Origin of the sequence: Paracerasibacillus soli (genome assembly GCF_042432965.1) — a bacterium.
GTDB lineage: Bacteria > Bacillota > Bacilli > Bacillales > Amphibacillaceae > Paracerasibacillus > Paracerasibacillus soli.
This window is the reverse complement of the sequence record NZ_JBHLWL010000008.1, coordinates 18,052-36,687: the sequence shown is the minus strand read 5'-3', so window position 1 is coordinate 36,687 and position 18,636 is coordinate 18,052. Positions and strand designations below refer to the sequence as shown.

The 18,636-nt window shown below is 34.7% G+C and carries 20 protein-coding genes; 2 read left to right on the top strand and 18 right to left on the bottom strand.

Annotation, left to right across the window (positions count from 1 at the left end; translation table 11 throughout):
• Positions 1 to 234 precede the first annotated feature (234 nt).
• Positions 235 to 1,353, bottom strand: coding sequence for an ATP-binding protein (locus ACFFIS_RS02190; RefSeq protein WP_390185970.1), 1,119 nt, complete (start codon positions 1,351 to 1,353; stop codon positions 235 to 237).
• Between the two features lie 247 nt (positions 1,354 to 1,600).
• Between ACFFIS_RS02190 and ACFFIS_RS02185 the strand changes: the two genes are divergently transcribed.
• Positions 1,601 to 2,083, top strand: a complete 483-nt coding sequence (locus ACFFIS_RS02185) for a DUF2621 family protein (RefSeq protein ID WP_390185968.1) — start codon at positions 1,601 to 1,603, stop codon at positions 2,081 to 2,083.
• Between the two features lie 47 nt (positions 2,084 to 2,130).
• Here the strand turns inward: ACFFIS_RS02185 and ACFFIS_RS02180 are convergent, their stop codons facing one another.
• From ACFFIS_RS02180 to ACFFIS_RS02140, 9 genes are all read right to left on the bottom strand, one after another.
• Positions 2,131 to 2,613 (bottom strand): CcdC family protein, encoded by a 483-nt coding sequence (locus ACFFIS_RS02180; RefSeq protein WP_320378983.1) that lies wholly within the window; start codon positions 2,611 to 2,613, stop codon positions 2,131 to 2,133.
• A 33-nt stretch (positions 2,614 to 2,646) separates the two neighbouring features.
• Positions 2,647 to 3,012 carry a response regulator gene (locus tag ACFFIS_RS02175; RefSeq protein WP_320378982.1) on the bottom strand — a complete coding sequence of 122 codons (366 nt, stop codon included), beginning with the start codon at positions 3,010 to 3,012 and terminating at the stop codon, positions 2,647 to 2,649.
• Positions 3,013 to 3,059: 47 nt separating this feature from the next.
• Complete coding sequence (locus tag ACFFIS_RS02170) at positions 3,060 to 3,488, bottom strand: Na(+)/H(+) antiporter subunit B (protein ID WP_320378981.1); 429 nt, start codon at positions 3,486 to 3,488, stop codon at positions 3,060 to 3,062.
• Between the two features lie 114 nt (positions 3,489 to 3,602).
• On the bottom strand, positions 3,603 to 4,307 hold the full coding sequence (locus tag ACFFIS_RS02165) for a cytochrome c biogenesis CcdA family protein (protein WP_390185965.1): 705 nt from the start codon (positions 4,305 to 4,307) through the stop codon (positions 3,603 to 3,605).
• 161 nt (positions 4,308 to 4,468) lie between these two features.
• On the bottom strand, positions 4,469 to 4,687 hold the full coding sequence (locus tag ACFFIS_RS02160) for a YneF family protein (protein ID WP_390186006.1): 219 nt from the start codon (positions 4,685 to 4,687) through the stop codon (positions 4,469 to 4,471).
• A gap of 51 nt (positions 4,688 to 4,738) precedes the next feature.
• A complete protein-coding gene (gene sirA / locus ACFFIS_RS02155) occupies positions 4,739 to 5,191 on the bottom strand; it encodes a sporulation inhibitor of replication protein SirA (protein ID WP_320378979.1) in 453 nt (150 codons plus the stop codon).
• Between the two features lie 515 nt (positions 5,192 to 5,706).
• Positions 5,707 to 7,710, bottom strand: a complete 2,004-nt coding sequence (tkt, locus tag ACFFIS_RS02150) for a transketolase (RefSeq protein WP_390185963.1) — start codon at positions 7,708 to 7,710, stop codon at positions 5,707 to 5,709.
• Between the two features lie 133 nt (positions 7,711 to 7,843).
• On the bottom strand, positions 7,844 to 8,080 hold the full coding sequence (locus ACFFIS_RS02145) for a DUF896 domain-containing protein (protein ID WP_320378978.1): 237 nt from the start codon (positions 8,078 to 8,080) through the stop codon (positions 7,844 to 7,846).
• Positions 8,081 to 8,165: 85 nt separating this feature from the next.
• Positions 8,166 to 8,807, bottom strand: a complete 642-nt coding sequence (locus tag ACFFIS_RS02140) for a YneB family resolvase-like protein (RefSeq protein WP_320378977.1) — start codon at positions 8,805 to 8,807, stop codon at positions 8,166 to 8,168.
• Positions 8,808 to 9,077: 270 nt separating this feature from the next.
• On the opposite strand from ACFFIS_RS02140, the gene lexA reads away from it, so the two are divergent.
• Positions 9,078 to 9,701, top strand: a complete 624-nt coding sequence (lexA, locus tag ACFFIS_RS02135) for a transcriptional repressor LexA (RefSeq protein WP_390185960.1) — start codon at positions 9,078 to 9,080, stop codon at positions 9,699 to 9,701.
• Between the two features lie 113 nt (positions 9,702 to 9,814).
• Here the strand turns inward: lexA and glnA are convergent, their stop codons facing one another.
• The 8 genes from glnA to mutL form a co-directional block, all read right to left on the bottom strand.
• Complete coding sequence (glnA, locus tag ACFFIS_RS02130; protein ID WP_390185959.1) at positions 9,815 to 11,146, bottom strand: type I glutamate--ammonia ligase; 1,332 nt, start codon at positions 11,144 to 11,146, stop codon at positions 9,815 to 9,817.
• Between the two features lie 43 nt (positions 11,147 to 11,189).
• Entirely contained in the window at positions 11,190 to 12,440 is a 1,251-nt protein-coding gene (locus ACFFIS_RS02125; protein ID WP_390185958.1) for a methionine gamma-lyase family protein, read from the bottom strand.
• A 3-nt stretch (positions 12,441 to 12,443) separates the two neighbouring features.
• A complete protein-coding gene (hflX, locus tag ACFFIS_RS02120) occupies positions 12,444 to 13,688 on the bottom strand; it encodes a GTPase HflX (protein ID WP_390185957.1) in 1,245 nt (414 codons plus the stop codon).
• 151 nt (positions 13,689 to 13,839) lie between these two features.
• Positions 13,840 to 14,763 (bottom strand): stage V sporulation protein K, encoded by a 924-nt coding sequence (gene spoVK / locus ACFFIS_RS02115; RefSeq protein WP_320378976.1) that lies wholly within the window; start codon positions 14,761 to 14,763, stop codon positions 13,840 to 13,842.
• Positions 14,764 to 15,010: 247 nt separating this feature from the next.
• The gene (gene hfq, locus ACFFIS_RS02110; RefSeq protein ID WP_320378975.1) at positions 15,011 to 15,229 is read right to left on the bottom strand and encodes an RNA chaperone Hfq; all 219 of its coding nucleotides are present in this window, start codon (positions 15,227 to 15,229) and stop codon (positions 15,011 to 15,013) included.
• A gap of 38 nt (positions 15,230 to 15,267) precedes the next feature.
• Complete coding sequence (miaA, locus tag ACFFIS_RS02105; protein ID WP_390185955.1) at positions 15,268 to 16,209, bottom strand: tRNA (adenosine(37)-N6)-dimethylallyltransferase MiaA; 942 nt, start codon at positions 16,207 to 16,209, stop codon at positions 15,268 to 15,270.
• Positions 16,210 to 16,241: 32 nt separating this feature from the next.
• A complete protein-coding gene (locus tag ACFFIS_RS02100) occupies positions 16,242 to 16,697 on the bottom strand; it encodes a Dps family protein (RefSeq protein WP_320378973.1) in 456 nt (151 codons plus the stop codon).
• 61 nt (positions 16,698 to 16,758) lie between these two features.
• Positions 16,759 to 18,606: a DNA mismatch repair endonuclease MutL gene (gene mutL / locus ACFFIS_RS02095; protein WP_390185952.1), complete on the bottom strand. Its 1,848-nt coding sequence runs from the start codon at positions 18,604 to 18,606 to the stop codon at positions 16,759 to 16,761.
• Between the last annotated feature and the right edge of the window lie 30 nt (positions 18,607 to 18,636).

Genomic DNA, 18,636 nt, shown 5'->3' with positions numbered 1-18,636 from the left:
TATGTAGAAAGGATTAGTCCCTTCCGCCAAAAAAAGAAAGAAAATGATTTTCATAGAAAACCTTCTCTTTTAGATGAATACATATGGAAATCTAGTAAATTCAATTTCCCTCTATAATAGTAAATGAAAACGGATAATAAAACAAATGATTGCTCACAAATTGATATACGAAATTCTTATGTATGACGATAACTTTTACTTATACAAATATAGTTTTTAATAGAAAATTAATTATTACGATTCATGATAAAATGTGATTCGAAATGTACTACCCTTATCATCATTTTTAAAAATATCCAAAGTTGCATGATGTCTATCCAGTATTTGCTTAGAGATCATGAGCCCAAGACCTGTACCATTTTGTTTTGTTGTAAAGAATGGTTCACCTAATTTATGTAATATACCTTCTTCAATTCCCGGACCTTCATCAACAATTTCGACGGTAGTTTTGTATGCTTCTTGTTGTACTATGATAAAGATTTCCCCCGTACTATCCATTGCTTCAATTGCATTTTTCACAATATTGATTAATACTTGCTTAATTTGAGAGCGATCACAGTGAAGGAAAATATTGTTTTCTTGTTGATGTGTAAGAGTAATATCTTTTAGTTTCGCTTGTGTATTTAACAGTTCAATCACATCTTGAATCATAGTGCGCAATGATTCATCTTGTTTAAAATCAGTCAAGGGTTTTGATATATATAACAATTCAGAAGTAATTTGTTCCATTTTTATTATTTCATCAATCATTATTTTATAATAGACATCTTTTTGTTCTACACCTGCTTGAAGAAGTTGTAAAAAGCCTTTTAATGAAGTCAGTGGATTCCTAATTTCATGTGCAATTCCAGCAGCCAATTGACCTGCAATCGACATTTTCTCTGAGCGAATCATTAACTCTTCCGCTTCTTTTTTATCTGTTATATCCTTTAAAATAGCAACATAATATGGTTCATGATGTGCAACTAATTTAACAGCAGTAATCCCACACCAAACTGGGAGATCATTATGATTAAATAACGGTATATTAAACATCTGCTTCACATTTATTTCATTTGTAAATTTTTTTGATATATAATGTGCATCCTCTACTGTCAAAAAAGTATTCCACGATTTATTTGTTATAGCATTTGCCTTAAATCCTAATAACTGTTCTACTGAATCTGATACAAAAAGTAATTTCCCACTTTGATTCCAAATAGTGATGACATCATTACTATTATTTTCAATCCAATTTAATATTTCCAGTGGGAGTGATTTCACGTTATGAAGTGGTCGATTATTTTTCATATGTATCATGCCTGATTGTGATTGTTCCCCTGAGCTTTTATTTTTATTGCTGCGATTTGCCATCAGATCCGCCCCTTCCCTTCAAATTACAACAAAATAACCTTTGTTTATTCTATGCTATGCATGTATATGTCAAAATATGAAACTTGTTTATCTGTATAAATCCAATTATAATAATATTATCATATAAAATAGGTAATATCGTAATGTTTTGTGAATTAAATTGAGATTTTATCGATAAATGAAGATTTATATGACGAATTTCCGCTTATTTTAAAACAGCATTATCTTCTACTATCATACATAAAGGATGATTATTTTGTCAGTTTTCGTTGATTATCTTATTGTGTTCTGGGGATTTTTAATGATTGGTAGCATGGCGATTGGGGGATATTTTATGTTTCGTAAATTTTTGAAACAGCTCCCAAAGGAAGATGGAAAGTCAATCATGGATTGGGAAAGACATTACGTTGAAAAAACGAATCATATGTGGGAACAAGAAGAAAAAGATTTATTGGAGGAATTAGTATCTCCTGTTCCCGAACTATTTCGCGATGTGGCACGGCATAAAATTGCGAGTAAAATCGGGGAAGTTGCCTTGGAAAAAAAAGCTAACAAAATAACCCAAGATATTCTAATTGAAGGATACATTATTGCAACACCTAAACGTGATCACCGTTTTTTGCGTAAGCGACTGGCCGAAAAGGAGATTGACGCAACCCCCTTTGAGCCTTATTTCGAAGCAGCAAAAGCTAATTATGCCAAGGGGTGGGAAGAAAAATATAAGAAGTAATATAAGATACTAAAAACATGTTCTTCATATGAGAAGAACATGTTTTTTTATCTTAATAGCATTCTATGTTTCAGTTCTCTTTCCACTTTCTTGAATTTACGTAACATCGCTAGTCGCCATGAGACAATCATTGCAAATGCCAATAGAAAAAACATGCCACTTGTAGCGCCTAAAGATATTTGACTACCAATTATTACTTTTATACCCATTCTAACAACTAACAATCCTATTAATATAAAAATGAAACTTTTGGAAGGAATTAAATAAATATCGCTACCCTTAATTTCAAATTTGGAAGTTTTAATTAGGAAGATGGAAAAGACCCCACCTAGTATGAGTGCTTCTAATACCTCTTCTATTGTTAAATGAAATTCTGGAAACAAAAACATAAACGCACCGGTACTCATAAAAATAGGAGGTAAAATAATTTTTTTAACCGTAGTCGGTTTTTTTGCCATTTTTAAGCGTACAAATATCATCAAGACTGCCATACATGTAGCTACAACTGTACTAGCGATAATCCAAAACATATTATTCAATCACTCTTTCTAATCTTAGAGACATCAGATATGATGTAATACCCGCTGCACCGTTTCCTTAATTCTATTTTCATCAAACGGTTTTACTACAAAATCTTTTGCACCTGATTCTATAGCTTGTACGACTGTTTTTTGTTGCCCCATTGCAGAACAGACGATAATTTTGGCAGATTGATCATGTTGCATAATCTTGTTTATAGCCTCAATTCCACTCATAACCGGCATCGTTATATCCATAAACACTAAATCTGGTTGATGTTCTAGATATAATGTTACTGCTTCTTGGCCATTTTCTGCTTCTGCTATAATATCATGATGCAAGTTTTGCAAAATTGTGGATAGTGTCATTCGAATAAACTTTGTATCATCTACAATCATAATTCTTGCCATGAAGATTTCCTCCATTCCATTACTTGACCTTACATAACAACAACCTGTTATGAGGCATCTTGCGCTATATTTAAAATAATGGTGATTGTTGCACCTAATACAGTGAAATAGACACCTAAATCGAATAGCATAGCTGTTGCTAATTCAATTTCACCAAAAAAAGGCACAGTTATCGCTCCGAATGTATGTGTTAAAAAGGGAGCCTGAAATATAAATGATCCTGCACCAGTAAATACAGCGATTAATAATCCAATTGGAATGAGAATTTGAAAATTAATTGGTAATATCTTACTTACCTCTTTCTGCCCATAGGCCATGTAAAGCAGTATGACTGCAGCAGACGTTACCAAACCTCCGACAAATCCACCACCTGGGGAGTTATGACCTGCTAATAGTAAATAAATAGCAAAACCCAACAAAATAAACGCAATCAAAGATGTTGTAGTTCGTAATATAAGATTATTCGGCTTGTACATACATTAGAACAACCTTTCTCTCTTAGTTCTATTCTGTGTTCAAATAAGATCACTTATTCTTGAAAAACACTTTCTATAGTAATAGTATCATACTATAGTGATGATGAAAACAGATTAAAAACCATAAAAGTTAAATAAACTTGCAAGATAGGATGTTAATTTCGTCATCCAGTCAAAGAATAATGCAACCCCCATAAAAATCATAACATACCCACCAATTTTTATAATGAGCATACTATGTTTTCGGATCCAAGTTAGTTTTCCAATAAAGAATGATAGGATAAAAAATGGTAATGAAAATCCTAATGCATAGCTAAGCATCATAATCATACTCAAATTAGGTTGGGTAGCAGCTAAAGATATAACAATCGCAAGGATTGGCCCAGTGCAAGGTGTCCAACCAAGTGAAAATGCCATCCCAATTAGTGTAGAACCTAAGTAACCCGCCGGCTTGTTTTTAAACGTGACCTTTTTATCCTTCATTAAAAACTCAAAGTTAAAAATTCCTACAATAACTAATCCAAAGAAAATAATAAGAATAGCTCCTATTTGGCGAATAATATCTTGATAGGTAACTAAAAAAGAGCCAATTGCTGAAGTGGCAAAGCCCAATATGACAAAGATACTAGAAAAACCGATTAAGAAACATGTTGTATGTAAAAGGCTCTTTTTATTAATCATTTTATTTTCTTCTCTAATTTCAGAAACACTCATACCTGTAATATAAGATAAGAAAGCTGGATAGAGTGGTAAAACACATGGTGAAATAAAAGATAAAAACCCCGCTCCAAAAGCAATAAAGATATTAATTTCCGACAAATCTATACCCCCTTCTATTCTTCCCTTCTTTTCATTTTAGCAAAAATACGAGAACAGAAGACTTTTGATTATGACAAATTGCCAACTATTTAGAATACATACCCTAAGTAAAATACCTCATACTTTTTGTATGAGGTAACATAAAATATGAATCATTGCAATTACTTATCCATTTGCTGATTCATCGCACGCATCATTTGATTGATTTTCTTCTGCGATGGTTTTTGACCCATTTGCATCATTAATGTACGAAGCATTTGCTCATTAATTGGCGGATTCTTTTTCAAGTAACTCATCATATATTTTCTTGCAATAAAAAATCCAAGAGCAACACCTGCTACCAATGTTCCAAGCGCGATTAATACAATCCAATACCACATTAACATGTACAATTTTCCTCCTTCGTGTTGTCTCTTATCCAGTATAGTCAATCAAAGCAGAGAATACAATACTTGTTCATAATTTGTCGTAGGCTTTGCTAAAGAAATCCAACCATAGTTATATTGGTTCCTTCCTACAATAAACAGATATGGATGGAACTGCTTTAAAACTGGAAAAAGTAACTTTTCCGCATCGTGTAATGATGGACAAAGAAATTTTATATGTTTTTCGTACATATGTAAAGTAATATAATTTTTAGACGCAACTAATTCGATATGATGATGTTTTCGATGGATGGTTACATCATCGTATGGAAAATTTAGCATATCTTGCATTATCTTTTCTTTTAATAAGTCCTTCGTAATAAACGCGAATTGCGCTGCTAGATCAGGTCTATTTGGCTCTGCTTCATAAGCTTTAAAAAATCGATATAAATAGTCACTCTTATAAAAATAATGATCTGCTATCTCTTCTTTAATCCAGTAGATTGAATAAACATCCACATTCATCCCCTCCTAGTAACTCTATTATAACTAATAAAATTTAATTATTCTGTCATATTATCGTGTAGAATTGCACTAGTTTTGTCGAATGCCCGATGAAGTTGCAACTTATAAAAAAAGGGCGCAGAATGATAGCCACTCAAAAAATAGATTGGGAAATGAAGGCTACCGAAAATATATATTAAAAAGTGGCTGGTGCTAAAGGATCTATCCATTGCTTTCAAGGAAGGTGTTTACACGGTAAACATCATATTGAAGTAAAAAAAATTCCTTGTATTGATAAAGAGAGCCCCCAAATTTCCTATTCGGAAGTTTGGGGGCTCTCCTAGTAATATTGTCATGCCACTGAAAGCTCAAAAGACTTTCAGTGGTCTACATGGTAGTATTTTTAAAAATAAGAAAGTATATTTTTGATTTCATGTCCCTTTTAACAGAAATATTACGCTCTGTCCTTTACATTTATAACGTGTGTTTGCAAATTAGCGTGAATATGCAAAACGTTACGTCCACTGTTTTTATTGAAATAATCCTTCAACGTGTTTTACAACGTTTTCCACTGTAAATCCATATTCTTGCATTACTTTTTCTCCGTTTGCTGAAGCACCAAATCTGTCGATTCCAATCATGACACCTTCATCACCGATATATCGTTCCCAACCGAAAGAAGTAGCCATTTCAATTCCTACCCGTTTTTTCACTTCTTTTGGTAAAACGGATTGTTTGTAAGTAACATCTTGTGCGTCAAATCGATCCCATGAAGGCATACTTACAACACGCACATCAATATCTTTTTCCTTTAATTGTTCCTGTGCACGTACTGCTAATTGCACTTCCGATCCTGTTGCTAATAAAATTGCATCTGGTACTTCTTTAACAGAAGGACTCACAATATATGCCCCACGTTTGACACCTTCATACGCATGTTCTTTCGTACCAGGTAAAGTAGGTAGATCTTGTCTTGTTAACACAAGGGCAGTTGGTTGATTGGTTGACTCTACTGCTAGGCGCCAAGCTGCTTTGGTCTCATTACCATCAGCAGGACGAATAACAGATAAGTTAGGCATTGCGCGAAACGCAGCTAAATGTTCAACTGGTTCATGAGTTGGACCGTCTTCTCCTACTGCTATAGAATCGTGTGTAAATACATATGTTACAGGGGTTTTCATTAAGGCAGATAACCGCACTGCCGGACGTACATAGTCACTAAATACAAAGAATGTTCCACCATAGACTTTTAGACCGCCATGTAATGCCATTCCGTTTAATGCAGCACCCATTGCGTGTTCACGAACACCAAACCAAATATTTCGTCCATTATAATGATCTGCTGTGAAATCTTCTGCACCATTAATTAACGTTTTATTAGAACCTGCTAAATCAGCACTACCCCCTATAAAGAAAGGTACATTTTCCGCAATTCCATTTAACACTTTTCCAGAAGCAGAACGAGTAGCAATCGTATCTTCTCCAGGCGTGAATTCCGGTAAGTTATCATACCATCCTTCAGGTAGTTTTCCTTGCATTGCCAATGCTAACTTATCCGCTTTTTGTGGATACTTTTCTTTATAAGCTGCGAATAGTTCATTCCATGCAGATTCTGTTTTTATACCGTTATCTATAATTTTAGTTTGAAAATCTTCATAAACTTCTTCTGGTACATAAAAATCTTCATGTGTCCATTTATAGTATTCTTTCGTTAACTTCACTTCATCTGTTCCTAGTGGTGATCCATGTGCATCTGAAGAAGCAGATTTATTCGGTGAGCCATACCCAATTACTGTTTTAACTTCAATTAGTGTTGGTTGATCTGTATTTCGTTTTGCCTGTTTAATTGCTTCACGGATTTCTTCGATGTTATTGCCATCTTCTACGCGTAAAACTTGCCAACCATATGATTCAAAACGTTTTTCTGTTTTATCAGAGAAAGATCGATCTAAATCCCCATCTAAAGAAATATCATTTGAATCATATAAAGCAATTAGTTTTCCAAGTTTTAAGTGACCTGCTAAAGAGGCTGCTTCATGGGAAATACCTTCCATTAAATCCCCATCACTTACAAGTGCATATGTATAATGGTCGATAACGGAAAAATCTTCTGTATTAAATTGACTAGCTAAATGCGCTTCAGCCATTGCCATACCAACGGACATTGCAATACCTTGTCCTAAAGGTCCAGTTGTTGCTTCAACACCATCTGTATCAAGTACTTCTGGATGTCCTGGTGTGTTAGAACCCCATTGGCGAAAATTTTTAATATCATCAATAGATACTTCATAGCCTGATAAATGCAATAAGCTATACAGTAACATGGAGCCATGACCCGCCGATAATACAAAACGATCGCGGTTAAACCATTTTGAATTTTTTGGATTATGATTCATAAAATCTGTCCATAATACGTAGGCCATTGGAGCTGCTCCCATTGGTAAACCTGGATGACCAGAATTTGCCTTTTCAATTGCATCAATAGACAATGTCCGGATTGTATTTACAGATAGTTGTTCAATTGGTTTCGACATAGTAATCCCCTTTCTTCTTCAACTAAATAACTTCCTTCTACATCTTATAATGAAATATGTGACTTAACAAGCTATATAGATAAAGCTTGCGATATTTGTCGTTTTTTTGACAATACCTTGCCAAACAAATAGTTTATGATTGATCTTTCATACGCTTTTGCAATTCTTTTACTTTCTTTGGTGTCACATCTTGGCCTTTTGGGTCAATGACCGTCATAGATTTTAATTCGTTTGTAAAAGACCTTCGTACGTTCGCTAAATATTCTTGTCGTAATTTTTGTTGTTCCTCTTTTTCTTCTTGTGTTAAAACTTGCCTTTTTTGTTTATTTGCGAGTTCATTAATTCTCTGCAGTTTCTTCTTTGATAGCATCTGTCTGCCTCCTAAGTAAATAGTCTATCCATAAAAAAAAGACTATCTCTAGTCTTTGATATTTTATCACAATCTTATATATATATCATGTCTGTTTTACATGCTCTTGATATCGACGATGAACCGTTGCTTTCGAAACATCATATCCCAATCCATTTAATGTTTTTGTTATTTCATCGAATGTTAGATGTTGATTTCTTAAGCGTTCGACCTCTTCAATAGGGAAGGCAACTCTTTTTCTCCCTGGTGCTTGATCAATATTTTTCAAGTTTTTTCTAGGATTATATCCCTGTTCTACCGCTCGTTTCATGCCACGCTTTATTTTTGCGTTATGTATTTTTCTTTGAAACTCTTCGACAATACTTACAATTTGCAAAACCATAGAATCCGACTCTGATATTTCAAGTTCTCCATAGTTTCGTACTGTAAAGATTTTAACCTTTAACTTATGAAGTTGATGGAATAAAGCAATTTTAGTATTCCCTCTTCCTAATCTCGTTTCATCTTGGATGAGTAGAACAGTTGCTTTCTCTGCTGCAAAAAGTTCAAGTAATTTAAAAATACCTTCTCTCTCAATCTCGTAACCACTTGCCTTTTCTTCAATTATTTCCACAACGGTCATATTATAAGCTTCAGCAAGCTTGCACAATTCCTCTTTTTGTCTCTTTAGAGATGTTTCTTGTGTTTCTTTATTTGTACTAACCCTACAATATAAAATAGCTTTCATTTTTAAACTCCTATTTGATTATGAATTAATTAAGGAAACATATAAAAATAATAATGCAAGTATAAAGGTAATGATATAAAATAAATCAACTTTTGTCAGTTTACCAAACATCAATCTTCACTCCTTTTCAAAAAACGGAACCTTTGTTCTTATTTTTAGTATACCAGAACATACGGTCTTGTCAATGGTACTTTAGAACGAATGTTTGCTTGTCCAAAAACCTTATGTTATACTTACATTAGCTATTAATATGTAAAGGGTGTGTCTTTCATGACAAAGATATCTACTAGACAAAAAGCGATTCTTGACTTTATAAAAGACGAAGTAGATAAAAAAGGATATCCTCCATCTGTAAGAGAAATTGCTGAGGCTGTGGGTCTTGCTTCTAGTTCTACTGTTCACGGACATTTATCAAGATTAGAAAAAAAAGGTTATATTCGTAGGGACCCGACAAAACCTAGAGCCATAGAAATTCTTATTCAATCCGAGGAAAATAATATACCCCGTGATGAAGCTACATATGCACCACTGATTGGTAAAGTTACCGCTGGTCTCCCAATCACTGCGATTGAAAATATTGAAGAATTTATTCCAGTACCTAAATCTTCTACAAGTCCTGATGATCAACTTTTTGGCTTGATTATTGATGGAGATAGTATGATTGAAGCCGGTATTTTAAATGGCGATAGAGTCATTGTAAAGCAGCAAAATACAGCTCAAAATGGGGAGATTGTAGTTGCCATGACAGAAGATAATGAAGCTACAGTAAAACGTTTCTTTAAAGAAACTGATCATATCCGCCTCCAACCAGAAAATGCAATGATGGAACCACTTATTTATCAAAATGTTACGATACTAGGGAAGGTAATTGGTCTTTATCGTCATATTCATTAAGATTATATACATAACAACTGTTAAACTATGAATCTCTCATAATCATGCAATAAAAAAACCCCTATTGAACATTATAGCGTTCAATAGGGGTTTAAAACTTTACTTATTACTTTCTAGTACTGCGTTAAATACTGTTCTCGTTCCCACGGATGTACGGTTTTTCTAAACATATCCCATTCAATTTTCTTCGCTTCTAAAAAATGTTCGTATAAATGTGATCCCATCGCTTCCATCATTACTTTATCACCAGCTAATTGTTGTAGTGCATCGGCTAGTGTTTCGGGTAATGTATGAATGCCATTCGCTTGTCTTTCCTCCGCAGTCATCTCATATATATTACGATTTACAGCATCAGGCGGAGTTAACTTATGTTGCAAACCGTCTAAGCCTGCACGTAATAAAACTGCAATTGCCAGATATGGGTTTGCCGTTGGATCCACACTACGAAGTTCTACACGGGTACTTAAACCACGGGAAAAAGGAACACGGACTAATGGGCTTCTATTTTGTGCCGACCACGCAACATGACATGGTGCTTCATAGCCAGGAACTAACCGTTTATAAGAGTTTACAGTAGGATTAGTAATTGCTGTATAGTTTTGTGCATGTTTAATTAGTCCTGCAATAAAGTGGTATGCCGTATCACTTAGTTGCATCTCTTTCGCTTCATCGAAAAAAGCATTGACTCCCTCTTTAAATAGAGACATATTTACGTGCATACCGGAACCATAAACACCGAATAACGGTTTCGGCATAAAAGTAGCATGTAAACGATGTTTTCGGGCTACTGTTTTCACGACTAATTTAAAGGTTTGAATATCATCACAATGACGAATAGCATCCGAATATTTAAAATCAATTTCATGCTGCCCGGGTGCACCCTCATGATGTGATGCTTCAATTTCAAATCCCATTTCCTCTAACTCTAATACAATATCTCTTCTGCAATTTTCCCCTAAATCAGTAGGAGCTAAATCGAAATAACCACCATGATCATTTAATTCTAATGATGGTTCACCGCGTTCATCTAACTTAAATAAGAAAAACTCAGGTTCCGTACCAATATTGAATGCCGTAAAGCCTAATTTCTCCATTTCCTTTATGTTTCTCTTTAAATTATACCGTGGACACCCAGCAAAAGGTGTACCATCAGGATTATAAATGTCACAAATGAACCGAGCAACTTTACCTTTTTCAGATGTCCATGGAAATACGACGAATGAATCAATATCAGGATATAGATACATATCTGATTCCTCAATTCGAACAAATCCTTCAATTGAAGATCCATCGAACATCATCTTATTATCTAAAGCTTTGTCTAATTGACTCAGTGGTATTTCTACATTTTTAATTGTCCCGAGCATATCGGTAAATTGCAGACGAATAAACCTCACATTTTCTTGCTTAATTTTAGCAATAATATCTTCCTTCGTGTATTTCAATTTTTGTTCCTCCCAAATTATTCCTCTCTCCCATATATATACCCTAATTTATCGTTAAATAACCTTTTTCCACTAACTTCTTAATCGATTCCACTAAAGCAATCTTTACATGAGCATATGTTAAACCCCCTTGAACATACGCTGTGTATGGTTTACGAATAGGTCCATCAGCAGATAGCTCGAGGCTTGCACCCTGGATAAATGTACCTGCAGCCATGATTACTTCATCTTCATATCCTGGCATTTCACTCGGATATGGGAGAACAAAAGCATTAACAGGTGAGTTTTCTTGGATAGATTGACAAAATGCAATCATTTGTTCTGCTGTGTCAAATGTTACGGATTGGATTAAGTCAGTGCGCTTCTCTTCAAATCGTGGCGAGGTTTGAAATCCTAGTAGTTCTAGGAAGCGAGATGTAAAAATAGCTCCTTTCACAGCCTCACCTACAATTAAAGGTGCAAGGAAGAATCCTTGAAACATTTCCTGTAACATATTAAAACTAGCTCCCATTTCTTTTCCGAGCCCAGGGGCTGTTAGTCGATTCGCACATGCTAAAATAAGCGATTCTTTTCCAGCGATGTATCCTCCCGCACGGACTATACCACCACCGGGGTTTTTTATTAATGAGCCCGCCATTATATCAGCACCAACATGTAATGGTTCCTTCTCTTCAACAAATTCACCATAACAATTATCTACAAATACGATTAAATCTTTATTTATATTTTTAATAAATGCAATCATCTTTTCAATTTCATCGATTGTAAATGATGGTCGTTGGTCATAGCCCCTTGATCGTTGAATACCAATAACTTTTGTCTTTTCTGTAATTGCCTTTTCTACTGCAGCGAAATCAACAGAACCATTCTCAAGAAGCGGTACTTCATTATAAAAAATACCATAGTCTTTTAATGATCCTGTGTAAATATCACCATCGAGTTTACCAACTACGCCATCCAATGTATCGTACGGTTTTCCGGTTATGTAAAGTAATTCTTCACCTGGGCGAAGTAATCCAAATAAAGTCGTTGAAATCGCGTGTGTCCCAGAAACGAGTTGTGGCCGTACAAGTGCATCTTCACCACCAAATACACTTGCATATACCTTTTCTAATACTTCACGGCCCAAATCGTCATATCCATAGCCAGTCGTTGAGTAAAAATGTGAGTCACTCACACGGTTCTGTTTAAATGCCTCTAGCACACGTTTTTGATTAAGTTCAACAATGTGATTCATATGTTGATGTTGTTCAAAAACTTCTTCTTCTGCTTGTTTTACAATATTTGTTATCATAATCTAATATTCTCCTTTAACTAAGCGATGATGTAATGGATGCTCACTTCTAATAAAACCTGAAACATCATAATTGTTTTCTTCCTCATTAAATTCTCTTTTATCAATAATTGTTTCGCGGCTTAATTTGTGAAGTAAATAACCTTTTTCCGGTTCTAATTTTACATGATAAGTATCCCATTCGTCTTTTAATGTGTCTTCGATTTTATTTAAAAACCCTTTCATATCATCAGGGAGCAAGGCGCTCATCATAAAATATGGATAGTACATTGGAATAATATCACGTGGAAACTTATCCTGCTTATTGTAAACTGTGAGCATTGGAATGCCATCAGCTTCTAATTCATGTAATAAACCCATAACTGTTTTTTGATGTTGCTCCATATCAGGATGAGAGCCATCTACTACATGTATAATGAAGTCAGCCTCTGATGCTTCTTCTAATGTAGACCGGAATGCAGCAATTAACGTAGTCGGTAAATCCTGAATAAAACCGACTGTGTCCGTAATTAACGTTTCAAAACCAGAGGGTAAACGAACTTGTCTAGTGAGTGGATCAAGTGTGGCGAAAAGCTTGTCCTCTTCTAGTGAACCACTATCTGTTAGACGATTAAATATGGTTGATTTCCCTGCATTTGTATAACCTACAACAGCAATTTGAAACGATTCATTTGTTTTACGCCTTTTTCGATATTGATGACGTTGTTCGACTACTAATTTTAATCTTCGTTTGATGTCGTCAATTCTACGTCTAATATGACGTTGATCTGTTTCCAGTTTTGTTTCACCAGGTCCTCTCGTGCCTATACCACCGCCAAGGCGAGATAATTCCCGCCCTTGGCCATGTAACCGTGGTAAAATGTATTGTAGTTGGGCTAATTCAACTTGAAGTTTTCCTTCTTTCGTTTTTGCACGACTCGCAAAAATATCTAATATTAATTGACTACGATCAATAACTCTAACTCCAATATGAGTGATTAAGTTTCGTAGTTGGCCCGATGATAACTCGTCATTCGATATGACCAGGTCTATGTCCATTGCCTCCACCTGCAGTTTTATTTCATTTAACTTTCCAAAACCAATATAATAAGCAGGGTGAATTCTGTCTCTGTTCTGTGTCATCACATGTGCAACTGTTCCACCTGCAGTATTTGTTAACGAAACCAATTCTTCTAATGACGATTCGAAATGATCTTTGTTTTTATTGGATAGATTAACTGCAACGATTAATACTCGTTCTTTCGCCATTTTTTTACCTCTTTTCATTCTCATGCATTTGCTACAAATAAAAGTGATGACTTCATCATAGCAAAGATAGCACACTTCTTCAAAATACTAATAGCTTGCTACAAATCTTTTAGTGCAGATGTACTTTAAGCTAATATGTTATTAAGCATTTTTAGTATTCTTCCATGTTTATATCATTAGCAGTTAATTTTATTAAATCATCATTTGTGTGCATATTATTTGATACGAGTCTTACTGCATGATTTCGAATTGCATGCTCAATATGATTTCGTACACATCTTCCATTAGCGAAGTTTCGTACGCTATCTTGAAGTTCCTTACTTAAATGGGCTCTTAGTTTCCATTCCGCTTCCTTCGTAAATTCATACTCTCTTTCACGTACCATATTCCGTGCAATATTCATTAATTGATCAACTGTATAATTTGGGAAGTCTAAAATAAATGGAAATCTTGATTTTAATCCAGGATTTAAATCTAAAAACCTTTCCATTTCAGTTGGATAGCCAGCTAATATTAATACAAATTCATTCTGATGGTCTTCCATATGCTTTACAAGTGTATCAATTGCTTCTTTTCCAAAATCCTTTTCACCACCCCTAGCTAATGAATATGCCTCATCAATAAATAGTACTCCCCCAAGAGATTTTTGAATGATGGCACGTGTTTTCTGTGCAGTTTGACCGATGTATTCACCGACTAGATCAGCTCTTTCTGCTTCGATAAAGTGTCCTTTTGATAATAGATTCATGTCATAGTACAATTTCGCCAATTTCCGAGCAACAGTCGTTTTTCCTGTCCCAGGATTCCCTTTAAATAACATGTGTAATACTTGTTTTGTACTAGAGAGTCCTTGTTGTGTACGTTTTTCATTAATAAGCATTGCTGCATAAATTTCTTTTAATTTCTGTTTCAAAGGCTCTAACCCAACAATAGATGAAAGTGCCTGGTCAATGTGTGAAAATGGACTAGGTTCTATATATACACCTGTATGATTCGTTTCCTTTACTAACCGCTGTTCATTTCTTAATACAATATTTATTTGTCCATGTTTTTTTTGGATATTTTGGGTTGCCACTTCATCACCCCTTCTTCAAGATAGTATACGAAAAAGAAGCAAAAGGTGTGACAAAGGCCTATCATTACCAGCACTTTAATATTGTAAATTTGAACTATCAAAGGAAAGGACATCAAATAAGACAGCCCCGTCCTTATCCTGATTGTTATATTTTCTAGAAAAATACAACAAAGAGTCTCCAAAAAAAATAAACAAACACAGTGGTTGTGTTTGTTTATTTTTTCTTATAGAACGTCTCTCATTGATATTAATCAATGTTTATATTTTTAACTGGGACAAATGTAGATATCGCATGTTTGAAAATTAATTGTTGTTTACCTTCCGTTTCTAATAAAACAGTAAAATTATCAAACGCTTTTATAATCCCCCTTAATTGGAAACCATTTGTTAAAAAAACGGTTACAGAAATGTGTTCCTTCCGAAGTTGATTTAAATAATGATCTTGAATGTTTACAGGTTGAGCCATCGTATTTCCTCCTCTTTTCTATCTATTATATATTAATTCTACTTATCTTCTAAAAATCCTGCTAAATCCGCCAAAATTATTCTAGAAGTTTCATTAATCTGTCCCGGTATGACGGGATACCAGTTGACATTCATTTTATTTCGAAACCACGTATATTGACGCTTTGCATATCTTCTGGAGTTTCTTTTTAACAGTCTAATTGATTCAGCTAGGTCATATTCACCTTTAAAATACGGTATAAATTCTTTATATCCGATTGCTTGCATTGCCTGAGATTTTTCGAAACCTTGCTTATAAAATGTATAAACTTCATCTATTAATCCATTGGCAATCATCAGATCAACACGTTTATTTATACGTTCATATAAAATTGTGCGTTCCATTTCTAGGCCGATTAAATAAGCATCATAAGTCTTTTCCTGTAATTGTTGTTGCTTATGTATATATTCAGACATCGTCATGCCCGTTGTTTTATAGACTTCAAGAGCCCGAATAACCCTACGTTCGTTATTCGGGTGAATCTGTTTAGCCTGCACAGGATCAATTACTAACAACTCTTGATAGAGTGGCATAATCCCTTCTTTTTGAACCCGTTCTTCTAATTGTGTAGTTAAAGCTTCATCTCGCTTTTCTTGTGAAAAATTATAATTATAGAGAACTGCTTGAATATATAAACCTGTTCCTCCTACTATGATAGGTAATTTTCCTCTACCATGAATGTCATCTATTTTTTGATGAACGAGCTGCTGAAATTCAGCCACAGAAAATGGTTCATCTGGATTCTTAATATCTATCATATAGTGTGGAATTCCCTCACGTTCTGAAGCGGTTATCTTTGCAGTTCCAATATCCATTCCTTTATAGATTTGCATGGAATCTCCACTAATTATTTCACCCTTACATTTTTTTGCGATTTGAATACTAAGTGCAGTTTTACCAACTGCTGTGGGACCTACAATCGCAACCACTTTCTTTTTCATCTCTACTCCCCTAATCATCATCATTTCTCTATTTATTCATATGCTGTCACCGCATCCAACATCCACACATATTTTTCATAAGCTCGTTGTGTAGATATGAGTAAATCAGCTGTAGGCTCATCTTTAAGCTCATTGGCAAGAGGTAATCCCGTATCGCGAATTTCAGTAATCATTTGCTCATAATCTTTCTTAAGCTGTTGCATCATTTCGTTTTCCTTATCATCCGCTGTTGCCTCTTCCAATGTTGATTCTTTTAAATATTTACTCATTGTAGCTAATGGTTTGCCTTTAATCATTAAAATACGTTCCGCTGTTTCATCTAATTGCTCGGCAAAAAGATTATACATTTCTTCAAAAGTTGCATGTAATTGAAAAAAATGTTTTCCTTGGATATACCAGTGATACCGATGCAGTTTTACATACATTACAAATTGATTGGACAGTAATTGATTCATAAAATTAATTAGCTTTTGATTAGCAGGACTCATCATGGTTCACCCCATTGTTTTTTATCTAGTGTTTGCCATATTTTCTATCTTTTATACATCGTTACATGACACGCTTAAACATTTTTTCGATTTCATAAGTAGAAAAATGAACAATAATCGGCCTTCCGTGTGGGCATGTAAACGGATCTGTCGATTGTCTTAATTCTTCAAGTAAATGAAACATATCATTTTTATTTAAATGGTGATTGGCTTTAATAGAACCTTTACATGACATCATTTTTGCTGCATCATCACGAATTTCTAAAATATTTATTTTTTCATTCGTTACAACCTGTTCAACCATTTCTCTTATTATTTCTTCTTCATAACCAGTCGGGAACCAGTTTGGGTAAGATCGAACAACAAATGTATTCATTCCAAACTCTTCTAAGAAAAGGCCAACTCTTTCTAACTCATTTTTATTTTGCGAAATAAATATTGCCTCTTGTTTAGAAAACTCAAAAGTTAGCGGCACTAATAGCTGCTGAGACTCTTTAATGGGTTCTCCAACTTTTTTACTGAAGTATTCATATTTTATTCGTTCTTGCGCCGCATGCTGATCAATCATATAAAAGCCATTTTCATTTTGCGCCAATATATATGTTCCATGTAACTGACCTACTGGATACATAACAGGGACACGATTATCTTCTGTACGTTCTTCATCTTCACGATTCATTTGTACTTCAGCCTCCACAATGGCTTCCGTAGGTACATCAGTTTGAACATATTCATTTTTTATTTGTTGTTCTTCTCGCTCAGGATATACGAGTTGTTGTCTTTCCCTAATAGCCGTTCTATCTATTCTGCCTGCTTCCTTATCCACTGGAATGTTTCTTTGTTGTGGTTCTGAAGGGTAAAATGTCATGGAACGTTGAACAGATTGATTCTGTTCGGTTTGTTTTTTTTCAATTTGTGGGATGAGCGTTGCTTCTCTTAGTTTTTGACGTATCGATTCTTCTACGAGTGTCACTAATTCCTTTTCCTTACTAAATCTTGCTTCAAGCTTCGCAGGATGGACGTTAAAATCAACTAAAATTGGATCCATTTTAATAGACAACACGATAATTGGAAATCTACCTATTGGTAAAAATGTATGATATGCACGTATTACAGCTTGATTTAAGCCGATATTTCGAATGTATCTACCATTTACAATAATTGACATGAATGATCGGGATGCACGGGTAACTTCTGGTTTTGCAATAAAACCAGAAAAGGAGAAATCTAGAGTATCATATGCTATTGGTAACATCTTCTCAGCTACAGACATTCCGTAAACTTGTCCAATCACTTGCTGTAACTGGTTCAACCCAGATGTTTTAAACAATAATTTGCCATTATGGCTAGCTTCAAAACGAATTTCAGGATGAGCGAGTGCTAAACGATTTAAAACATCAGTAATATGTCCCAGTTCTGTATGAATTGTCTTCATATATTTTAACCTAGCTGGTGTGTTGAAAAATAAGTCATTAATCGTAATAGTAGTTCCTTTACGCGCATCACTTTTTTTATGTTCTACTACTTTACCGCCTTCTAAATGTAATTCAGTGCCCGCTTCGTTTCCCTGTGAAGTTTTAAGCACTAATCGACTAACAGCAGCAATACTTGCTAAAGCTTCTCCTCGAAACCCCAATGTATGGACATGGAATAGATCTGTTTCTGTCTTAATCTTACTCGTTGCATGTCTAACAAAGGCTCGTTCACAATCCTCTGATGATATGCCGTCGCCGTTATCTGTCACTTTTATTTGTTGTAGACCCGCTTCAAGTAAGTCTACTTTTACCCATGTACAGTTTGCATCAATACTGTTTTCAACAAGTTCCTTTACAACAGAAGCGGGACGTTCCACCACTTCTCCAGCTGCAATTTTGTTCGCAAGCGAATCTGGCATTTGGATAATTTTCATAAAACATCCCTCTCTTTCACAGTACAAAAA

Excerpts from the sequence above, each read along its gene's own strand:
- ACFFIS_RS02140 (WP_320378977.1), bottom strand. The coding sequence starts at position 8,807 with ATGAAAGCTATTTTATATTGTAGGGTTAGTACAAATAAAGAAACACAA.
- ACFFIS_RS02180 (WP_320378983.1), bottom strand. The coding sequence starts at position 2,613 with ATGTTTTGGATTATCGCTAGTACAGTTGTAGCTACATGTATGGCAGTC.
- mutL (WP_390185952.1), bottom strand. The coding sequence starts at position 18,606 with ATGAAAATTATCCAAATGCCAGATTCGCTTGCGAACAAAATTGCAGCT.
- miaA (WP_390185955.1), bottom strand. The coding sequence starts at position 16,209 with ATGAAAAAGAAAGTGGTTGCGATTGTAGGTCCCACAGCAGTTGGTAAA.
- ACFFIS_RS02185 (WP_390185968.1), top strand. The coding sequence starts at position 1,601 with ATGATTATTTTGTCAGTTTTCGTTGATTATCTTATTGTGTTCTGGGGA.
- ACFFIS_RS02160 (WP_390186006.1), bottom strand. The coding sequence starts at position 4,687 with ATGTGGTATTGGATTGTATTAATCGCGCTTGGAACATTGGTAGCAGGT.
- hfq (WP_320378975.1), bottom strand. The coding sequence starts at position 15,229 with ATGGCTCAACCTGTAAACATTCAAGATCATTATTTAAATCAACTTCGG.
- tkt (WP_390185963.1), bottom strand. The coding sequence starts at position 7,710 with ATGTCGAAACCAATTGAACAACTATCTGTAAATACAATCCGGACATTG.
- ACFFIS_RS02175 (WP_320378982.1), bottom strand. The coding sequence starts at position 3,012 with ATGGCAAGAATTATGATTGTAGATGATACAAAGTTTATTCGAATGACA.
- ACFFIS_RS02100 (WP_320378973.1), bottom strand. The coding sequence starts at position 16,697 with ATGAGTCCTGCTAATCAAAAGCTAATTAATTTTATGAATCAATTACTG.
- ACFFIS_RS02145 (WP_320378978.1), bottom strand. The coding sequence starts at position 8,080 with ATGCTATCAAAGAAGAAACTGCAGAGAATTAATGAACTCGCAAATAAA.
- lexA (WP_390185960.1), top strand. The coding sequence starts at position 9,078 with ATGACAAAGATATCTACTAGACAAAAAGCGATTCTTGACTTTATAAAA.
- ACFFIS_RS02190 (WP_390185970.1), bottom strand. The coding sequence starts at position 1,353 with ATGGCAAATCGCAGCAATAAAAATAAAAGCTCAGGGGAACAATCACAA.
- ACFFIS_RS02170 (WP_320378981.1), bottom strand. The coding sequence starts at position 3,488 with ATGTACAAGCCGAATAATCTTATATTACGAACTACAACATCTTTGATT.
- hflX (WP_390185957.1), bottom strand. The coding sequence starts at position 13,688 with ATGGCGAAAGAACGAGTATTAATCGTTGCAGTTAATCTATCCAATAAA.
- ACFFIS_RS02125 (WP_390185958.1), bottom strand. The coding sequence starts at position 12,440 with ATGATAACAAATATTGTAAAACAAGCAGAAGAAGAAGTTTTTGAACAA.